Annotated in this window: 15 protein-coding genes, 4 tRNA genes and 1 pseudogene; 11 read left to right on the plus strand and 9 right to left on the minus strand. The window is 59.0% G+C overall.

Features of this window, described 5'->3' with window-relative positions:
* Window positions 1–8: 8 nt before the first annotated feature.
* The gene (locus AABM54_RS22045) at window positions 9–2,957 is read left to right on the plus strand and encodes a DUF748 domain-containing protein (RefSeq protein WP_347902067.1); all 2,949 of its coding nucleotides are present in this window, start codon (window positions 9–11) and stop codon (window positions 2,955–2,957) included.
* Window positions 2,958–3,254: a DUF2845 domain-containing protein gene (locus tag AABM54_RS22050; RefSeq protein WP_347902068.1), complete on the plus strand. Its 297-nt coding sequence runs from the start codon at window positions 2,958–2,960 to the stop codon at window positions 3,252–3,254.
* 173 nt (window positions 3,255–3,427) lie between these two features.
* Here AABM54_RS22050 and AABM54_RS22055 read toward each other — a convergent pair whose 3' ends face one another.
* Both AABM54_RS22055 and AABM54_RS22060 read right to left on the minus strand, forming a co-directional pair.
* A complete protein-coding gene (locus AABM54_RS22055) occupies window positions 3,428–3,784 on the minus strand; it encodes a BON domain-containing protein (protein ID WP_347902070.1) in 357 nt (118 codons plus the stop codon).
* A gap of 313 nt (window positions 3,785–4,097) precedes the next feature.
* A complete protein-coding gene (locus AABM54_RS22060) occupies window positions 4,098–4,514 on the minus strand; it encodes a pilin (RefSeq protein WP_347902071.1) in 417 nt (138 codons plus the stop codon).
* A gap of 225 nt (window positions 4,515–4,739) precedes the next feature.
* Here AABM54_RS22060 and pilB point away from each other — a divergent pair, with 225 nt between their 5' ends.
* Genes pilB through yacG form a run of 5 tightly spaced genes read left to right on the plus strand, consistent with a single transcriptional unit; the run spans window position 4,740 to window position 9,353 of the window.
* Window positions 4,740–6,440 carry a type IV-A pilus assembly ATPase PilB gene (pilB, locus tag AABM54_RS22065; RefSeq protein ID WP_347902072.1) on the plus strand — a complete coding sequence of 567 codons (1,701 nt, stop codon included), beginning with the start codon at window positions 4,740–4,742 and terminating at the stop codon, window positions 6,438–6,440.
* 3 nt (window positions 6,441–6,443) lie between these two features.
* The gene (locus AABM54_RS22070) at window positions 6,444–7,661 is read left to right on the plus strand and encodes a type II secretion system F family protein (protein WP_347902073.1); all 1,218 of its coding nucleotides are present in this window, start codon (window positions 6,444–6,446) and stop codon (window positions 7,659–7,661) included.
* A 2-nt stretch (window positions 7,662–7,663) separates the two neighbouring features.
* A complete protein-coding gene (locus tag AABM54_RS22075) occupies window positions 7,664–8,536 on the plus strand; it encodes an A24 family peptidase (protein WP_347902074.1) in 873 nt (290 codons plus the stop codon).
* On the plus strand, window positions 8,533–9,156 hold the full coding sequence (gene coaE, locus AABM54_RS22080) for a dephospho-CoA kinase (protein WP_347902075.1): 624 nt from the start codon (window positions 8,533–8,535) through the stop codon (window positions 9,154–9,156). Before AABM54_RS22075 ends, coaE begins: the two co-directional genes overlap by 4 nt.
* Window positions 9,153–9,353: a DNA gyrase inhibitor YacG gene (yacG, locus tag AABM54_RS22085; RefSeq protein ID WP_347902076.1), complete on the plus strand. Its 201-nt coding sequence runs from the start codon at window positions 9,153–9,155 to the stop codon at window positions 9,351–9,353. Before coaE ends, yacG begins: the two co-directional genes overlap by 4 nt.
* Window positions 9,354–9,362: 9 nt before the next feature.
* Here the strand turns inward: yacG and AABM54_RS22090 are convergent, their stop codons facing one another.
* Both AABM54_RS22090 and AABM54_RS22095 read right to left on the minus strand, forming a co-directional pair.
* Window positions 9,363–9,578 carry a hypothetical protein gene (locus AABM54_RS22090; RefSeq protein ID WP_347902077.1) on the minus strand — a complete coding sequence of 72 codons (216 nt, stop codon included), beginning with the start codon at window positions 9,576–9,578 and terminating at the stop codon, window positions 9,363–9,365.
* A gap of 89 nt (window positions 9,579–9,667) precedes the next feature.
* A complete protein-coding gene (locus AABM54_RS22095; protein ID WP_347902078.1) occupies window positions 9,668–10,357 on the minus strand; it encodes an energy-coupling factor ABC transporter permease in 690 nt (229 codons plus the stop codon).
* A gap of 267 nt (window positions 10,358–10,624) precedes the next feature.
* On the opposite strand from AABM54_RS22095, the gene AABM54_RS22100 reads away from it, so the two are divergent.
* The 4 genes and pseudogenes from AABM54_RS22100 to AABM54_RS22115 all read left to right on the plus strand — a co-directional run bounded on the left by AABM54_RS22100 (window position 10,625) and on the right by AABM54_RS22115 (window position 13,002).
* A complete protein-coding gene (locus tag AABM54_RS22100) occupies window positions 10,625–11,251 on the plus strand; it encodes a DUF1780 domain-containing protein (RefSeq protein ID WP_347902079.1) in 627 nt (208 codons plus the stop codon).
* A 47-nt stretch (window positions 11,252–11,298) separates the two neighbouring features.
* Window positions 11,299–11,416, plus strand: a pseudogene (locus AABM54_RS22105) (MOSC domain-containing protein); the annotation flags it as partial.
* A gap of 53 nt (window positions 11,417–11,469) precedes the next feature.
* Window positions 11,470–11,643, plus strand: a complete 174-nt coding sequence (locus AABM54_RS22110; RefSeq protein WP_347902080.1) for a DUF3094 family protein — start codon at window positions 11,470–11,472, stop codon at window positions 11,641–11,643.
* Window positions 11,644–11,703: 60 nt separating this feature from the next.
* Window positions 11,704–13,002 carry an NAD(P)/FAD-dependent oxidoreductase gene (locus AABM54_RS22115; RefSeq protein WP_347902081.1) on the plus strand — a complete coding sequence of 433 codons (1,299 nt, stop codon included), beginning with the start codon at window positions 11,704–11,706 and terminating at the stop codon, window positions 13,000–13,002.
* Window positions 13,003–13,176: 174 nt separating this feature from the next.
* Here the strand turns inward: AABM54_RS22115 and AABM54_RS22120 are convergent.
* From AABM54_RS22120 to clpB, 5 genes are all read right to left on the minus strand, one after another.
* Window positions 13,177–13,253 (minus strand) — tRNA-Pro (locus AABM54_RS22120).
* A 95-nt stretch (window positions 13,254–13,348) separates the two neighbouring features.
* Window positions 13,349–13,424, minus strand: a tRNA-Lys gene (locus tag AABM54_RS22125).
* Window positions 13,425–13,429: 5 nt separating this feature from the next.
* A tRNA-Pro gene (locus AABM54_RS22130) sits at window positions 13,430–13,506 on the minus strand.
* Between the two features lie 9 nt (window positions 13,507–13,515).
* Window positions 13,516–13,591: transfer RNA gene (locus AABM54_RS22135), tRNA-Asn, on the minus strand.
* A gap of 306 nt (window positions 13,592–13,897) precedes the next feature.
* A complete protein-coding gene (gene clpB / locus AABM54_RS22140; protein WP_347902082.1) occupies window positions 13,898–16,462 on the minus strand; it encodes an ATP-dependent chaperone ClpB in 2,565 nt (854 codons plus the stop codon).
* Window positions 16,463–16,524: the final 62 nt, after the last annotated feature.

Consider the following 16,524-nt stretch of genomic DNA (forward strand, 5'->3'; position numbering starts at 1 on the left):
TCAGACAGATGAAGCCCCACATGCCCAAAGGATTGATTCGCGCTATCGGCGCTTTGTTGACCGCTCTGGCCCTCTACAGCCTGCTGGGGTTTCTGATTTTGCCGGGCATCGCCTTGCGGGTCGCCAACCAACAATTGGCCCACTACGCCACGGTGCCGGCCCACATCCAGCGGATCGAACTCAATCCCTTCAGCCTGGAATTGACCGTGTGGGGCCTGAACATCGGCGAGCCGGGCAAGGAGCAGATCGGCTTCGAACGGCTCTACGCCAACCTGCAGATCGACAGCCTCTGGACGCGTGCGCTGCACCTGGCCGACATCGAACTGGATAAACCCAAGACCGAGATTCTCTTTGGCAAGGACGGCCAGCTCAACCTGCTGGGCCTGTTCAAACTGCCAGCCAGCGAACCCACGCCCACCGACCCGAACGCCAAGCCCTTCCCGGTGCGCGTCGAGCGCATCAAACTGGCGGGTGGCTATGTCCACTTCCAGGACTTGCGCCCCAGCGAGCCCATCGAGTTCCTGTACAACACACTCGATTTCGAACTGAGCAACCTGTCCACCCTGCCCGACGACAACGCCGCCATGACCCTCGTGGCTGTCGGCCCCGAGGGCGGGCAGATCGACTGGTCCGGCCATGTCAGCCTGATCCCTCTCACCTCCGAAGGCACACTCAAAGTCACCAACGGCAAGATGAAAGCCTGGTGGCCCTATGTGCGCGACGCGGTGCCGCTGGTCCTGGAAGAGGGCACCCTGAGCCTGAGTACCGACTACAAGCTCAGCCTGGCCAAGGGCACCGAACTGCTGCTGAGCAACACCGCGCTCAACATTGCACCGTTCGCGATCAAGGCCCCGGATGGCCGGCCGTTGGTGCGCCTGGCGCGTCTGGACGTCAGCGAAACCACGATCGACCTGGCCAAGCAACAGGTGGTGGTCGGCAAGGTTCGCAGCGAAAAACTCGAAACCTGGGCGGCCCTCGAGTCAGACGGTCAACTCGACTGGCAAAAACTCTTCGCCAGCCAACCGGCCAAGCCGGCGGCAAAAGCAGAACCCGCGGCGGCGCCAGCAGCAGCCGACTCGCCCAAAGCCGAGCCGGTTGCCCCGAGCAAACCCTGGCAAGTCCTGTTGAAGGATGTGCAATTGCGCAATTACCAGGTTCACCTGGCTGATCGCAAGGCACAACCAGCCGTGGCACTGGAAGTCGGCCCGCTGAACCTCGACCTGCAAAACTTTGACAGCCTCAACGGCTCGCCTTTCACGCTCAAGCTCGACACCGGGCTGGGCAAGCAGGGCAAAGTCCAGGCGAGTGGCGAAGTCAATCTGGCGCCGATCAGCGCCAAACTCAACGTACAGACCAAGGACATCGACCTGCGTGTCGCCCAGTCCTATATCAGCCCGTTCATTCGCCTGGAACTACGCAGCGGCATGCTCGGCAGTGATCTGGCGGTCAACCTGAAAAGCACCGAACCGTTGGCGTTCAACGTCACCGGCCGAGCGCAGATTGATCAACTGCACACCCTCGACACCCTGAAAACCCGCGACTTCCTCAAGTGGCAGCAAGTGGTGGTCGACGGTATCAACTACCAGCACGGCGACAGCCTGTCGATCGACAAGATCAACCTGCAACAGCCGTATGTGCGTTTCATGATCAACGATGACCGCACCACCAACATCGATGACCTGCTGATCCCGCAACCGGCCGGCAGTGGCACCAAGACCGCCGCAGCAAAACCTGCGGCCGGCACGAACAAACCGCTAGGCATTCACATCGGTGGCATCGCAATCAATGACGGCTCGGCGAACTTCGCCGACTTCAGCCTGACGCCGAACTTCGCCACAGCCATTCAACAGCTCAACGGCCAGATCGGCACCATCGACAGCCGCCAGGCCAAGCCGGCCAGCGTCGACGTCAAGGGCAAGGTCGACCGCTACGCACCAGTGACCATCAAGGGCAGCGTCAACCCGTTCGACCCGATGGCCGCGCTGGACATCGCCACCAGTTTCAAGCGGGTCGAACTGACCACCCTCACGCCCTATTCCGGCAAATTTGCCGGCTACCGGATTCGCAAGGGCCGACTCAATCTCGATGTTCACTACCTGATTACCAAGGGCCAGCTCAAAGCAGAAAACAAAGTCGTCGTGGAACAACTGGAGCTGGGCGAGAAAGTCGACAGCCCGGACGCCGTGAGCCTGCCGCTGAAACTGGCCGTCGCGTTGCTCAAGGACGTCGATGGCAGGATCTCCATCGAACTGCCGGTTACCGGCGACTTGAACAATCCACAGTTCAGCGTGATGCCGATTATCTGGCAAACCCTGCGTAACCTGATCGTGAAAGCCGCCGCCGCGCCGTTCAAACTCATTGGCGGCCTGGTCACCGGAGGGGATTCGGAGGACCTGGGCAGCGTTTCGTTCGCACCGGGCTCCAGCGACCTGAACAAGGACGCTGAGGCCGCACTGGTCAAACTGGCTAACGCACTCAAGGAACGTCCGGCGCTGCGCCTGGAAATCGAAGGCACCGCTGCACAAAGCAGCGACGGTCAGCTGATTGCCGAGCAGCGACTGGAACGCGAATACCAGTACAACTACTACAAAATACTCCAGCGGCGCGGCGACAAGGTCCCGGCCCAGGCTTCGTTGCTGGAGGTCCCGGACGGCGAGAAAAGTCCGCTGCTCGAAGGCATTTACCGCACACGCCTGAAAACCCAGCCACCGGCCGAATGGGCGCAACTGAGTAAAGATGAACGCACTGCCAAACTGCGCGAAGGCGTGATCAAGTTCTGGGCTTCAAGCGACGTACTCTTGCGTCAACTGGGCCAGGACCGCGCCAGCAGCATCAAGGATTACCTGGTGGATAAAGGCCAGCTGGCCGATGACCGTGTGTACTTCATCGATGCCAACCTCGGTCAGGCGGAAAGTGACGGTCGCGTGGTCACCCCAATGCACCTGGATGCCGAGTAAATGCACGCCCGAATGTTGATCTGCCTGGGGCTGGCGCTTGCAGCCAGCCACGCGTGGGCAGCCGATACACTGCGCTGCGGCAGCCAACTGATCAGCGTGGGTGATCGCTCAAGCGAAGTGCTGCAAAAATGCGGCGAACCGATTGCCCGTGATTCCCTGGGCTACAAGCGCAGCGCCAATCGCCGGGAAGAGTTCCAGGTCGAAGAATGGACCTACGGCCCGAACAGCGGCATGTACCAGTACCTGCGCTTTGAAGGAAACAGGTTGGTGCACATCGACAGCAAGCGCGGTAACTGAACCTCCCATGTCGGGTTTGCGGCGCCACAAATAGAACAGGCCCCGACACGAATGCCGGGGCCTGTAATGACCACATCCTTGTGGCCGGTCGCATGACCTCAAAAGCAGCGACACGTGTATGGCTCGGCCCACCTGTCGCGCCTTCTCCCGGTCCAGGCGAGAAGTCTTGCGTGTTACTCGGCTTTCAGACCGTCAGCCGATACGGCTTTCACGCCTTTGATTTTTTTGGCGATCGCCACGGCAGTGGTTTTCTGAGCGGCGGTCAGCGCAACAGTCGACGACAGCGATACAACACCTTTGTTGGTTTCGACTTTGATGTCGGTACCTGGAATGCCCTTCTCGGTCACCAGATCGCTTTTCACTTTGGTGGTGATCCAGGTGTCGGAAGTCGCTTCCTTGGCCTTGGTCATTTCACCGGCAGCCACCGCCATCGGCGACTGGGTGGTTTGAGTGGTCTGGGCAAATGCACCGCTGGCCAGGGTCAGGGTCAGCGCGGTAGCAGTTGCGGCAGCGATAGCGAACTTCTTCATACGAGTAACTCCTGTTTTTCCAGAAAGTCTGCTGCATGCGATCTCAGCAGGGTTACCAGGGATGTTGCAGAGGATGTGCCAACCTTCAATAAAATAGAAAACTCATGCAAATCAATATCTTATAAATTCATCGAAAAAACGGAGTCATGCAAATTGCATGACCCGGCCATTCTCTACATGCAAGTTGCAGGTTTTACTTCAGGCTTGACGCCATGAATGACTGAACGATTCCCCCCAAGGCAGTCCGCCCCCCAATGACGGGCAAAAAATTGCCCCGCGTCCGCAGAGGCGAGGCATTGGTTCATCACTGCACTCAGGTGCCGGTGCAACCTTTAGGCGCGTAGTCCTGCAAGGCAGTGGTCGCACAGGACCATCCGGTTGTCACGTCACGCGTCAGGGTAATGGTTTTGCTCAACACAGGCGCTGGCGCATTCACCAGCGTGCACACAATGGTGCCGGCACCTGTGGATGCAGTGCCCGTCACCACCAGCGTGCAATTGCTGGTCGCCGCAGCGCCGCCAGGCCCCACGTTCGCCGTGGTCGGCGCGGTCCCTTGATTGATCACATCCTCATACGGAACCTTCATCGCCGAAATCTCGGCCAGCCCGGCAGTGAGCTTCGCCCGCGCTTGATACTTGGAATACATCGGCAGGGCGAACGTCGCCAGAATCCCGATGATCGCGACCACGATCAGCAGTTCGATCAGGGTGAAACCTTGTTGTTTGCTCATAAACGGCTCCAGGCATGAGGCGAAATCTCATGATCTGATCAGTACAAAGCACAGCACATGCCAACGTACTCCTGCCCAGCCCTGTGGGGTTAGAGGCCTTGTCCTTCATGGCTCCGGACCTGAAGAAGCGCACTATCTGACACTTTTTGTCACCCACGCCTCGCTGGTTGGGCGCCACCGGTTGACTACGCTATAAGTCTTCAATGGTTTGCGTCTGGTGCCCGAATGAATGACATCGCCCTGTCCGGCCTGGCCAAGCAATTGGTGCTGGCCGAAGTGCTCACTGAAAAAAGCGCGCAACAGGCGTATCAGCACGCTCAACGCAGCCGGATTTCCCTCGCCAGCTACTTGGTACAGAACAAACTGGCGAAAAGTCGTCAGGTCGCGGAAATCGCTTCGGAACATTTCGGCGTTGCCTTCCTGGACCTGAACTGCCTCGACAAGGAAACCCAGCCCACTGGCCTGGTCAGCGAAAAACTGGTTCGCCAACACCATGCCCTGCCCCTCTGGCGGCGTGGCAACAAGTTGTTCGTCGGTATCTCCGACCCTAGCAACCACCAGGCCATCAACGACATCCAGTTCAGCACCGGGCTGACCACCGAAGCCATCCTGGTGGAGGACGACAAACTCACTGACGCCATTGAGCGATTCTTCGACAGCCACACCACCGGCCTTGAAGATATGGCCGACGTGGACCTGGATAGCCTGGACATCGAAACAATCGACGACAGGCGCCAGGATGCCATCGCCGGGCAGGACGCCGACGACGCGCCGGTGGTGCGCTTCGTCAACAAGATGCTGCTCGATGCGATCAAGGGCGGGGCCTCGGACCTGCATTTCGAGCCCTACGAAAAAACCTATCGGGTACGGGTGCGTACCGACGGTCTGCTGTGCGAAGTGGCCAAGCCGCCGATCCAGTTGGCCAACCGTATCGCTGCGCGACTCAAAGTCATGGCCAGCCTGGATATCTCGGAGCGCCGCAAGCCTCAGGACGGGCGCATCAAAATGCGCCTGTCGAACAGCAAATCCATCGACTTTCGGGTCAACACCCTGCCAACACTGTGGGGCGAAAAAATCGTCATCCGGATTCTCGACCCGTCCAGCGCCCAAATAGGCATCGATGCCCTCGGCTACGAACCCGAGCAAAAAGACCTGTACATGGCGGCGCTCAAGCAGCCCCAAGGGTTGATCCTGGTAACCGGGCCGACCGGCTCGGGCAAAACCGTCTCGCTGTACACCGGCCTGAACATCCTCAACACCGTCGACATCAACATCTCCACCGCCGAAGACCCGGTGGAAATCAACATGGAAGGCATCAACCAGGTCAACGTCAATCCCAAGCAAGGACTGGACTTCGCCCAGGCGCTACGCTCCTTCCTGCGCCAGGACCCGGACGTGATCATGGTCGGTGAGATTCGTGACCTGGAAACCGCCGAAATCGCCATCAAAGCCGCGCAAACCGGGCACATGGTGCTTTCCACCCTGCACACCAACAGCGCCGCGGAAACCCTGACCCGGCTGCACAACATGGGCATTCCAGGGTTCAACATCGCTACTTCGGTCAACCTCATCATCGCCCAGCGCCTGGCGCGCAAACTGTGCAGCCACTGCAAGCAAGCCATCGACATTCCCGAAGAGACACTGCTCAAGGAAGGATTCCCTCGGGAACGCATCGGCTCGTTCACGATCTATGAGCCCGTCGGTTGCGAACTCTGCATTGGCGGCTACAAAGGACGCGTGGGAATCTATGAAGTGGTGAAAAACACCCCCGAGCTGCAACGGTTGATCATGGCCGAAGGCAATTCGCTGGAGATCGACACGCAAATGCGCAAGGACGGCTTCAACGACCTGCGCACTTCAGGTCTGCTCAAAGCCATGCAAGGCGTTACCAGCCTTGAAGAAATCAACCGGGTCACCAAGGATTGAGCCATGGCGGTCAAAGCCGTAAAAGTCAGCGTTTACGCTTGGGAAGGCATCGATAAAAAAGGCACGAAAATGACCGGCGAACTGAGCGGTCATAACCCGGCGCTGATCAAGGCACAGTTGCGCAAGCAAGGGATCAACCCCGGTAAGGTGCGAAAGAAATCCGCCTCCCTGCTGCGGGCAGGTCAACGCATCAAAGCCCACGACATTGCCCTGTTCACCCGGCAAATGGCGACCATGATGAAGGCCGGAGTGCCATTGCTGCAGTCGTTCGACATCATCGGCGAAGGTTTCGATAACCCGAACATGCGCAAACTGGTGGACGAGGTAAAACAGGAAGTCGCCGCCGGTAACAGCTTCGCCGCCGCGCTGCGCAAAAAACCTCAGTACTTCGATGAGCTCTACTGCAACCTCGTAGACGCAGGTGAGCAGGCCGGGGCCCTCGACACGTTGCTGGAGCGTGTCGCCACCTACAAGGAAAAAAGCGAAAGCCTCAAGGCCAAAATCAAGAAAGCCATGACCTATCCACTGGCCGTGGTTTTCGTCGCCGTTGTTGTTACCGGCATCCTCCTGATCAAGGTCGTACCGCAATTCCAATCGGTGTTTGCCGGGTTCGGTGCCCAGTTGCCGGTCTTCACCCTGATGGTCATCGCCCTTTCCGAGTTCTTGCAGACGTGGTGGTGGCTGGTGCTGCTGGTGTTGATCGCCACAGGCTTCGGCGTGCGGCAAGCGTTCAGGCGCTCGCAACGCTTTCGCGACGCACTCGACACCTATCTGCTGAAAATGCCACTGGTGGGCGCGCTGATGTACAAGTCATCCGTGGCCCGTTATGCACGCACCCTCTCGACCACGTTCGCTGCCGGCGTGCCGCTGGTCGAAGCCCTCGACTCGGTGGCGGGGGCCACGGGCAACGTCGTGTTCAAGAACGCGGTGAACCGGATCAGGCAGGATGTTTCCACGGGCATGCAGTTGAACTTCTCCATGCGTGCCACGGGCATGTTCCCCAGCATGGCGGTTCAAATGACCGCCATCGGTGAAGAATCCGGTGCACTGGATGACATGCTCGACAAGGTTGCGAGCTTCTATGAAGCGGAAGTCGATAACATGGTCGACAACCTCACCAGCCTGATGGAACCCTTCATCATGGTGGTGCTAGGCGTTATCGTCGGCGGTCTGGTGGTTGCCATGTACCTGCCTATTTTCCAACTCGGCACAGCGATCTGAACATGCCTTTGAGTGAGTTTCTGGCCAGCGTTCCACTGGCGTTTGTGTTGACGGCGCTGGGGCTGGGGCTGCTGATCGGCAGCTTCCTCAACGTGGTGGTCTGGCGCCTGCCGAAAATGCTTGAACGCGAATGGCGGTTGCAGGCCCACGAAGTACTCGGTTTGCCGAGCGAATCGCCAGGGCCGGTCTACAACCTGATGCTGCCGCACTCCGAGTGCCCCCACTGCGGTCACCGCATACGCGCCTGGGAAAATATTCCACTGCTCAGCTATGTGGCACTGCGGGGGCGCTGTTCCAACTGCAAGACCCCCATCAGTTGCCGCTACCCGCTGACCGAACTGGCCTGTGGCGTGCTCTCGGCGTTTATCGCCTGGCACTTCGGATTCGGCTGGCAGGCAGGCTGGGTGCTGCTCCTGAGCTGGGGCTTGCTGGCGATGAGCCTGATCGATGCCGAGCATCAATTGCTCCCCGATGTGCTGGTCATGCCGCTGCTGTGGCTGGGGTTGATCGTCAACAGCTTCAGCCTGTTCGTCCCCTTGGCTGATGCCATGTGGGGCGCCGTCGCTGGCTACCTGGCGCTGTGGTCGGTGTTTTGGCTTTTCAAGCTACTCACCGGCAAGGACGGCATCGGCCACGGTGATTTCAAGCTGCTGGCAATGCTCGGCGCCTGGGGCGGCTGGCAGATCCTGCCACTGACCATTCTGCTGTCTTCACTGGTGGGCGCCGTGCTGGGGCTGGTTTTACTGCGTCTGCGCGATGCAAAAACCTCGACGCCCATCCCCTTTGGTCCTTATCTGGCCATTGCCGGCTGGATTGCCTTGCTCTGGGGTGGTCAAATAACCGACCTCTATTGGCAGTCTGTCGGTTTTAAATGAATAGCCCTGTGGAAAAACCCTGGATCCTCGGCCTGACTGGCGGCATCGGCAGCGGTAAAAGCGCGGCCGCCCAGCACTTCATCGACCTGGGCGTACACTTGGTGGACGCCGATCACGCGGCGCGCTGGGTGGTGGAACCGGGTCGCCCGGCGCTGGCGCAGATCACCGAACATTTTGGCGATGGCGTGCTGCAAGCCAACGGCGAACTGGACCGGGCAGCCTTGCGCAAACTGATCTTCGAGGTGCCCGATGAGCGGCGCTGGCTGGAAGCCTTGCTGCACCCGCTGATTGCGCAGGAGATCGCCAGCCATCTGGCTCGCGCCGAATCGCCGTACGCGATTCTGGTTTCACCGTTGCTGATCGAATCCGGACAGTACGCAATGACCCAGCGGGTGCTGGTGATCGATGCCCCGGAACACCTGCAGATCGAACGCACCCTGGCACGTGACCAGACCAGCGCCGAGCAGGTGCACGCCATTCTCAAAGCGCAGGCCACACGTCAGGACCGGTTGCTGCATGCCAACGATGTGGTGGTCAACGACCGCGACCTCGCGTGGCTGCACAACGAAGTCGAACGCCTGCACCACTTTTACCTTACTTTGCGTGGAGGCCAATCATGAGCCAACCCCCTACCGTCGAATGCCCAACCTGCGGCGCCCCCGTTGAATGGAACGCGACCAGTACTTTCCGACCGTTCTGCTCGGACCGTTGCAAACTGATCGACCTGGGCGCCTGGGCGTCGGAAGAGCACAAGATCCCGGTCAGCCCGGACGCTGAAGACGAGTTGTTCAGCGAAGACTTCGACCCACGCCACTGATGCCGACCGTCAGGGTCGCATAAAGCCGTAATCCTGCCCGTCGTCGAGGTTCTCGGCGAGAAACTGCAACTCGTCGGCCAGGTCCTCGACACTGCGTACGTCCTTGCTCTGCTGCACCACTGCACTGAGCAAGGCACGCAACGTCAAACCGGGTTCAAACCCCGCCTCATGCGCCGACTCCAGGCTGTTGCGCAACTCCTGCCGGGCCCACTCGTAAACACTCATGCCGATACTCCTGAAGGTTTTTCAGAGCATGAGATCGCCAGCCCTTCGGCGATTTGATGTGGATCAAGGCTTGCGATTACCTGTGCGGCTCAAGAGCGCGGCTCATTATCATTCCAGGGGGCGGAGAGGTAGCGCGTGCGGTTGAAGGTTTCCAGCCATTCGGGACAAAACACCACCAACGCACTGATCACCATGCCGTTGATAAAGGCCTCGGGGAACATCACCAGCCACAGATAGCCGATAAAGTCCTCCAGCCATTCCGGCATCGCGAAGCGCCCGTCAAACCATAACAACCCCAGCCCCACCAACAGGCACAGCAATGCCGAGAGCGCGGCGGCAAAAAAACCGGAACAGAAGATATACACAAAGGGATTACGCGGCTGCGCCCGCTCTACAAGGATTGCACAGCATTCGGTGACCAGCACCGGCAGCAGAATCAGCAAGGCACCGTTGACGCCCATCGCCGCCAGATCCTGTCGGCCAAGCAGCACCAGACCGACTTGCGCCACCAGCCCGCCGACAATCGCCAGCGGCCAGTCCAGCAACAGGGTCACCGCCGTCATGCCAATGAAGTGATACGACACGCCGGTATCGAAGTCCCGCCGCACCAGCCACAACATGAACAACGCGAACACCGTACCGAACAGCAAATGCTGGCGGCGGCTGTCACTGAACAGTTCGACCCACGGTGCCTGTAAAACCGCCCAGACCAGCACCGGCACATAGATCAGCCAGCCGACCGTGAGGGTCTCGGATGAGAGCAGATCGGCACCGATCATGGCTGAAGGCTCTCGATTGCCTGGGCCCGCAACGGCAGCACACTCAACCACAGCACTAACCCATACTTCACGACACACTCCTTGTTATCCGGCACGAACACACAGGCATCAGTCTACACCGCAGCGCTGCAGGCTCCAGGCTCCAGCCGACAACCGAGACTCAAGGCGAGTGCCTTGGCGTATTGATTTCGCGCCGTGGGTCGTTCATCGGATGTACACCTTCACTCTGTATATTCCAAACCACATTTGAACGCTAAGCTTGGGCCTATGGATGACTCAGATTACCTGCGCCTGCTGACCATCGCGGCCGAGCAAGCCAACGCGTTCCTGTCCAATGCCCGCAAATGGGAGCGTGAGCGTTGGGTCTGCCAACGCCTGCTGCAAGGCTTGAATATTCCGTATCGCGCCGACGAGTTCAGCCCTGCCGGCGAGCCGCCTGACGTGCTGTTTCGCGAGGCGAATTTCGAGGTGTTCTTCGTGCTTGACGAAGGGCGGCGCCTCAACGACGAATGGCGCGACGAACTGCAACGCCGCCGCAGCGCGTTTTCCCTGAGCCAACTGGTGCGCCGCGAAGCCAAGCCACGGCGCATCCCCGCCAATGAATTTCTGTTGAGACTGGCGCCGACCTTGCGCAAAAAAGCCCACAACTACAAAGAACGCGGCATGGACCTGGGCGAGTTGGACATCATCGCCTTCGCCAGCCTCAAGCGCGAAGTCCTGGACCTCAACAGCCACTTCCCGCCGCCCACCGAGTACCTGCGCCAGGGCTGGCGCTCGTTGTCGCTGGTCGGGCCGACGTTCGCCCGCGTGTTGTTCGCCCATCCCGACGCACCGGACTTTCTGCGCAGCAACCTGGGCCGCAGCATCGTCTTCGACGTCGGGATCAGCCTGTGAGCCCGTTGCAGGAACTGATTACCGAAGTGCCGTAGCGAGGCCAGGGACGCGGGCATGGCGCAATCGCCGCGCGAGTGATACAAAGCGCAATCATTCGCCTGGACGACAGCGTCAGCATCGAACCCCTCACCACCCAGCAGCTATGCTGCCTTTAATGCCGGATGAATCCGCGTTGTAACGTCTGCACATTTTGCTACGTCTACCTGACGAGGCCTTCCATGACCAGTCGCTTGAACCCCGATGACCAACAGCATGTCGAAGAGTACCTGCAACTGTCCCAGCACCGAGTCGAGCGCCGGCCTTTCCGGCCGTGGATGCTCCTCGTGGTGGTACTGGCAGTGACCATCGGCCTGGGCCTGCTGAGCCGACTTGTGAGTTACCTGACGCTATGAGCAGCATCGCGCTCGCTCGGGTAATTGCACCGATTTCTTTTAGCCTTGCGAGATATCCCCATGACTCATCGTATTGTCATCGTTGGCGGCGGCGCCGGCGGTCTGGAGTTGGCTACCCGTCTGGGTAAGACTCTGGGCAAGCGCGGCACGGCCAGCGTAATGCTGGTCGACGCGAACCTGACCCACATCTGGAAACCGCTGTTGCATGAAGTGGCGGCAGGTTCCTTGAACTCCTCCGAAGACGAGCTCAACTATGTTGCCCAGGCAAAATGGAACCACTTCGAGTTCCAGCTGGGGCGCATGAGCGGGCTCGATCGCGCACAGAAGAAAATCCAGCTGGCCGCCACCTACGACGAACAAGGCCTGGAACTGGTGCCGGCACGGGAAGTGGCTTACGACTCGCTGGTGATTTCGGTGGGTAGCACCACCAACGATTTCGGCACGCTGGGCGCGGCGCAGCACTGCCTGTTCCTGGACACCCGCAAACAGGCCGAGCGCTTCCACCAGCAATTGCTCAACCACTACCTGCGTGCCCACGCCGGGCAGACCGACAAGGTCGAGCAAATCAGCGTGGCCATCGTCGGCGCGGGCGCCACAGGCGTCGAACTGGCCGCCGAACTGCACAACGCCGCTCATGAGCTGGCGGCTTACGGCCTGGACCGGATCAAACCGGAAAACATGCACATCACGCTGATCGAGGCTGGCCCACGGGTGTTACCTGCCCTGCCGGAGCGAATCAGCGGTCCTGTGCATAAAACCCTGGAAAAACTCGGGGTCAATGTGATGACCAATGCCGCCGTCAGCGAAGTGACAGCTGATAGCCTGATCACCGCGGATGGCAAAACGATCCACGCCAGTCTGAAAGTCTGGGCGGCCGGCATTCGTGCGCCGGGCTTCCTCAAGGACATCGATGGCCTGGAAACCAACCGGATCAACCAGCTGCAAGTATTGCCGACCCTGCAAACCACCCGCGATGAAAACATCTTCGCCTTCGGTGACTGCGCCGCGTGCCCGCAACCAGGCACCGACCGCAACGTACCGCCCCGTGCGCAAGCCGCGCACCAACAGGCATCGTTGCTGGCCAAATCGCTGAAACTGCGCGTCGAAGGCAAGGTATTGCCGACGTACAAGTACACTGACTACGGTTCGCTGATCTCGCTGTCGCGTTTTTCGGCTGTGGGTAACTTGATGGGCAACCTGACCGGCAGCGTGATGCTCGAAGGCTGGCTGGCGCGGATGTTTTACGTGTCGTTGTACCGCATGCATCAGGTGGCGCTGTACGGGCCGTTCCGCACGGCGATGTTGATGCTGGGCAGCAAGATTGGGCGCGGGACAGAGCCACGCCTGAAACTGCACTGATATAAAACCTGTGGGAGCGAGCTTGCTCGCGATAGCTGTCTGTCAGATGACAATGATGTCGACTGTAACGACGCCTTCGCGAGCAAGCTCGCTCCCACAGTTGTTTTTGCGGTGCGCATGAGATTTTTTGGGCAAAAAAAATCCCCGTATCTTTCGATACGAGGATTTTTAATATGGTCGGGGTAAGGGGATTCGAACTCCTGACATCCTGCTCCCAAAGCAGGCGCGCTACCGGACTGCGCTATACCCCGGTAAAAAAAAGGCACCTTTTAAAGGCGCCTTCTTCGATCAGCGCTTTTGGCCTCTGATCTTAAGATTCGATTCCAGCGTTAACTGGTTTCAAAAATGGTGGGTCGTGTGGGATTCGAACCTACGACCAATTGGTTAAAAGCCAACTGCTCTACCAACTGAGCTAACGACCCAAAAATGGTCGGGGTAAGGGGATTCGAACTCCTGACATCCTGCTCCCAAAGCAGGCGCGCTACCGGACTGCGCTATACCCCGGCTTGAAATTGGCTCCGTGACCAGGACTCGAACCTGGGACCCAATGATTAACAGTCATTTGCTCTACCGACTGAGCTATCACGGAACTACATATTTCAATTACATCTACAACATTTGACGCTTTGCTTCACTCTCTTCAACCCGTTCGCATCGCTGCGTTCGTGTGTCTGAGGCGCGCTATTCTACAATTTTAAAACCCTCTGTCAACCCCCTAAATTGCTTTCAAGACAATGATTTGCAACTTATTTCAGATTTCTCCTTGGGGAGAAGAAACCGTTGGGGCGACTTACTGCGGGGCGCACTTTACAAGCCTTTTCCTTACAGTTCAACACCCTAACGAAAAAAAGGCCCTGCGATGCAGGGCCTTCTCTATTTACCGTGAAACAAACGCTTAGTTGAACACGATTTCGTCGTTCGCCACGGTGGCCGTCACGCTGGCGCCTGGCAGGAAGCTGCCGGACAGAATCAGCTGGGCCAGCGGATTTTCGATCCAGCGCTGAATCGCTCGTTTGAGCGGCCGTGCGCCATAGACCGGGTCGTAACCCACCGCGATCAACTTATCCAGCGCCTCGCTGCTCAACTCCAGCTTCAGCTCACGCTCGGCCAGACGGCTGCGCAGGCGACCCAACTGGATCTCGGTGATGCCGGCGATCTGATCCCGGGCCAATGGTTCGAAGATCACCACTTCGTCGATCCGGTTGATGAACTCCGGACGGAAGTGCGTCGACACCGCATCCATCACCGCCGCACGTTGCGCTTCACGATCACCGACCAGTTCCTGGATCTGCACCGAGCCCAGGTTGGAGGTCATGACGATCACCGTATTGCGAAAATCCACGGTGCGGCCATGACTGTCGGTCAAGCGACCATCTTCCAGCACTTGCAGCAACACGTTGAACACATCCGGGTGGGCCTTCTCGACCTCGTCCAGGAGGATCACCGAGTACGGCTTGCGACGTACTGCCTCGGTCAGGTAACCGCCTTCTTCATAACCCACGTAGCCTGGTGGTGCTCCGATCAGCCGCGCCACGGAATGTTTCTCCATGAACTCGGACATGTCGATGCGCACCATCGCCTCTTCAGTATCAAAGAGGAATTCGGCCAAGGCCTTGCACAGCTCGGTTTTACCGACACCGGTCGGGCCCAGGAACATGAACGAGCCGCTTGGGCGATTCGGGTCGGACAACCCGGCACGGGACCGCCGCACAGCGTTGGCCACCGCCACTACTGCTTCGTTCTGGCCGATCACACGTTGGTGCAACAGGCTTTCCATCTTCAGCAGTTTGTCGCGCTCGCCCTCGAGCATTTTCGAGACAGGGATGCCGGTCCATTTCGACACGACTTCCGCGATCTCTTCTTCAGTCACCTTGCTGCGCAGCAACTGGTTTTCACTCTTGCCATGCTGGTCGACCATTTGCAGGCTGCGTTCCAGGTCCGGGATCACCCCGTATTGCAACTCGGCCATGCGGTTGAGATCGCCCTTACGGCGTGCGGCCTCCAGTTCCTGACGGGACTGTTCGATTTTCTGCTGGATCTGCGCAGAACCCTGCACTTCGGCTTTTTCCGAGTTCCAGATTTCTTCGAGGTCCGAGTACTCACGCTCGTGACGAACGATTTCTTCCTGGAGTTTTTCCAGACGCTTCTTCGCCGCTTCGTCGCTTTCTTTCTTCAGCGCCTGGGATTCGACCTTCAGTTGAATCAGGCGCCGCTCCAGACGGTCCAGCACTTCCGGCTTGGAATCGATCTCCATGCGAATGCGGCTGGCCGCCTCGTCAATCAGGTCAATGGCCTTGTCCGGCAACTGACGGTCGGTGATGTAGCGATGGCTGAGCTTGGCCGCCGCAATGATCGCGCCGTCGGTGATCGCCACTTTGTGGTGAACCTCATAGCGCTCTTTCAGGCCACGCAGGATGGCGATGGTGTCTTCTTCGCTCGGCTCGTCCACCAGCACTTTCTGGAAGCGCCGCTCGAGCGCCGCGTCCTTCTCTATATATTGGCGGTACTCGTTAAGCGTGGTTGCGCCGACGCAATGCAGCTCGCCACGGGCCAGGGCCGGTTTGAGCATGTTGCCGGCGTCCATCGAGCCTTCGCCTTTACCGGCGCCGACCATGGTGTGCAGTTCGTCGATGAACAGGATGATCTGGCCTTCCTGCTTCGACAGCTCATTGAGCAGGGATTTCAGGCGCTCTTCGAACTCGCCACGGTATTTGGCACCGGCAATCAGCGCGCCCATGTCCAGTGACAGCAGGCGCTTGCCTTTAAGGCCGTCCGGCACTTCGCCGTTGATGATGCGTTGGGCCAGGCCTTCGGCGATGGCGGTCTTACCCACGCCAGGCTCGCCGATCAACACCGGGTTGTTCTTGGTGCGGCGTTGCAGGACTTGAATGGTGCGACGGATTTCGTCGTCACGACCGATCACCGGGTCGAGCTTGCCGTCTTCGGCGCGCTTGGTCAGGTCGACGGTGTATTTGTCCAACGCCTGACGCGACTCCTCGTGATTGGCGTCATTCACCGCTTCGCCGCCACGCAGGTTGTTGATCGCATTCTCCAGGGCTTTTTTGCTGACGCCCTGCCCCAGCAGCAATTTGCCGAGTTTGCTGTTCTCGTCCATGGCGGCGAGCAGCACCAGCTCACTGGAGATGAACTGGTCGCCCTTCTGCTGGGCCAGGCGATCGGCCTGATTGAGCAGGCGTGCGAGGTCCTGCGACATATTCACGTCGCCGGTGGGATTCTGGATTTTCGGTAGCTGGTCGAGCTCTTTGCTCAACTCTTTGCGCAGGCTGTTGACGTCAAAGCCTACTTGCATCAGCAGCGGTTTGATCGAGCCGCCCTGCTGTTCAAGCAACGCCTGCATCAAGTGCGCAGGTTCAATGCCCGGATGATCGAGGCCGACGGCCAGGGATTGGGCATCGGATAAGGCTAACTGCAATTTGCTGGTTAAACGGTCTATACGCATTGGTCACCTTCCTTTTGAGCAGGCCGGAGCGATGGACACACCTAAATAGAGAAACCTGCCAG

Source organism: Pseudomonas purpurea (genome assembly GCF_039908635.1).
Classification (GTDB): domain Bacteria; phylum Pseudomonadota; class Gammaproteobacteria; order Pseudomonadales; family Pseudomonadaceae; genus Aquipseudomonas; species Aquipseudomonas purpurea.

Coding starts and splice junctions, on each gene's coding strand:
- AABM54_RS22045 (WP_347902067.1), top strand. CDS start 9: ATGAAGCCCCACATGCCCAAAGGATTGATTCGCGCTATCGGCGCTTTG.
- AABM54_RS22050 (WP_347902068.1), top strand. CDS start 2,958: ATGCACGCCCGAATGTTGATCTGCCTGGGGCTGGCGCTTGCAGCCAGC.
- AABM54_RS22055 (WP_347902070.1), bottom strand. CDS start 3,784: ATGAAGAAGTTCGCTATCGCTGCCGCAACTGCTACCGCGCTGACCCTG.
- AABM54_RS22060 (WP_347902071.1), bottom strand. CDS start 4,514: ATGAGCAAACAACAAGGTTTCACCCTGATCGAACTGCTGATCGTGGTC.
- pilB (WP_347902072.1), top strand. CDS start 4,740: ATGAATGACATCGCCCTGTCCGGCCTGGCCAAGCAATTGGTGCTGGCC.
- AABM54_RS22070 (WP_347902073.1), top strand. CDS start 6,444: ATGGCGGTCAAAGCCGTAAAAGTCAGCGTTTACGCTTGGGAAGGCATC.
- AABM54_RS22075 (WP_347902074.1), top strand. CDS start 7,664: ATGCCTTTGAGTGAGTTTCTGGCCAGCGTTCCACTGGCGTTTGTGTTG.
- coaE (WP_347902075.1), top strand. CDS start 8,533: ATGAATAGCCCTGTGGAAAAACCCTGGATCCTCGGCCTGACTGGCGGC.
- yacG (WP_347902076.1), top strand. CDS start 9,153: ATGAGCCAACCCCCTACCGTCGAATGCCCAACCTGCGGCGCCCCCGTT.
- AABM54_RS22090 (WP_347902077.1), bottom strand. CDS start 9,578: ATGAGTGTTTACGAGTGGGCCCGGCAGGAGTTGCGCAACAGCCTGGAG.
- AABM54_RS22095 (WP_347902078.1), bottom strand. CDS start 10,357: ATGATCGGTGCCGATCTGCTCTCATCCGAGACCCTCACGGTCGGCTGG.
- AABM54_RS22100 (WP_347902079.1), top strand. CDS start 10,625: ATGGATGACTCAGATTACCTGCGCCTGCTGACCATCGCGGCCGAGCAA.
- AABM54_RS22110 (WP_347902080.1), top strand. CDS start 11,470: ATGACCAGTCGCTTGAACCCCGATGACCAACAGCATGTCGAAGAGTAC.
- AABM54_RS22115 (WP_347902081.1), top strand. CDS start 11,704: ATGACTCATCGTATTGTCATCGTTGGCGGCGGCGCCGGCGGTCTGGAG.
- clpB (WP_347902082.1), bottom strand. CDS start 16,462: ATGCGTATAGACCGTTTAACCAGCAAATTGCAGTTAGCCTTATCCGAT.